We start from the raw sequence: 1527 nt of genomic DNA on the forward strand, positions 1-1527 counted from the left end.
CTCGACATTGGCCTTGGGCTCGTTGGCGAGCGCCAAGGCCTGCGGCGCATTCACGGTCGGCGGTGTGAAGGTTTTGCCATCGACCAGGCGATGCAGCAGGTTCAGCACATGCGTCTTGGTCGGAACACCGGTCTTCAGCGCCATCTCGACGGCGCAGAGCACGGCTTTCTCGTCGTGCTGAAGAACAAGCGACAGGATATCGACCATCTCACGATCACCGCCTGGCTTCTTGAGCAGGTGCTGCTGCAAGGTCCGGAATGCGTCTGGAAGCTCGGTGAACGGTGCGCCGTTGCGCAGCGCACCCGGTTTGCGCTGCACGACCGCCAGATAATGCCGCCAGTCGTAGACCGTCTGGCCGGGGCGATCATGCGAACGGTCGATGATGCGGCGATGCTCGCAGACGATCTGGCCTTCAGCGGCGACGACGACCCGATCCGGATAAACCCGAAGGCTCACCGGCCGATTGGCGAAGGATGCCGGAACGCTGTAGCGGTTGCGCTCCAGATGCACGAGGCAGGTGGGCGAGACGCGTTTGGTGTATTCGACGAAGCCGTCGAACGGACGCGATGTCGGCATAAGGGACTGTCTTTCCTCAGCCCAGATATCGGCAATGGTGCCGCGCATCTGGCCATGGGCGGTCTGCGCCCAGAGTTCCTTGCAGCGATGCTCCAGCCAGTCATTCAGGGCTTCCAGCGATGGAAAGCGCGGCACCGGCTGCCACAGTCGATGGCGCGCATCCTGCACGTTCTTCTCGACCTGTCCCTTCTCCCAGCCCGACGCCGGATTGCAGAACTCGGGTTCGTAGAGATAGTGGCTGGCCATCGCCTGGAAGCGGATGTTGACGTCGCGCTCCTTGCCGCGGCCGACCTTGTCGACCGCCGTGCGCATATTGTCGTAGATGCCGCGCCGGGGGACACCGCCGAAGACACGGAAGGCGTGATTGTGGGCGTCGAACAGCATCTCGTGCGTCTGCAGGAGATAGGCCCGGACGATGAAGGCGCGGCTGTAGCTGAGCTTCGTATGCGCCACCTGCAGCTTCGTGCGCTCATTGCCGATGATGGCCCAATCCTCTGACCAGTCGAACTGGAACGCTTCACCTGGCTCAAAGGCCAGCGGCACGAATGTCCCGCGTCCTGACCTCTGCAGTTCTCTCTGCCGATCGGCTTTCCAGTCTCGAGCGAAGGCTGCCACGCGGTTGTACGAGCCGTTGTAGCCGAGCGCCCACAGATCGGCGTGCAACTGCTTCACCGTGCGCTTCTGCTTGCGGGGTTTGTTCGCCTCCGTCTTCAGCCAGGCTGACAGCCGGTCGGCAAATGGATCGAGCTTGCTCGGCCGCTCCGGAATCTTGAACTTCGGCTCCACACTGCCAGACCGCAGGTATTTGCGGATGGTGTTCCGGGACAATCCGCTCCTGCGGCAAATCTCCCGGATCGATAAATGTTCTCGAAAATGCCAGCGTCGGATCACGCTCAATAACGCCATGTCGATCACTCCATAGCCCCCGCTGAAAACACGCGGGGCAAGGTT

Annotated in this window: 1 protein-coding gene; it reads right to left on the minus strand. The window is 62.0% G+C overall.

Annotated features, from left to right (window positions below; all coding sequences use genetic code 11):
- Nucleotides 1-1482: IS21 family transposase (gene istA, locus ABLE86_RS22830; RefSeq protein ID WP_348781285.1), on the minus strand; the 1482-nt coding region annotated here is incomplete at its 3' end.
- Nucleotides 1483-1527 lie beyond the last annotated feature (45 nt).

The sequence above is a fragment of the Mesorhizobium sp. KR2-14 genome, assembly GCF_040049255.1.
In the GTDB taxonomy this organism is placed as follows: Bacteria; Pseudomonadota; Alphaproteobacteria; order Rhizobiales; family Rhizobiaceae; genus Pseudaminobacter.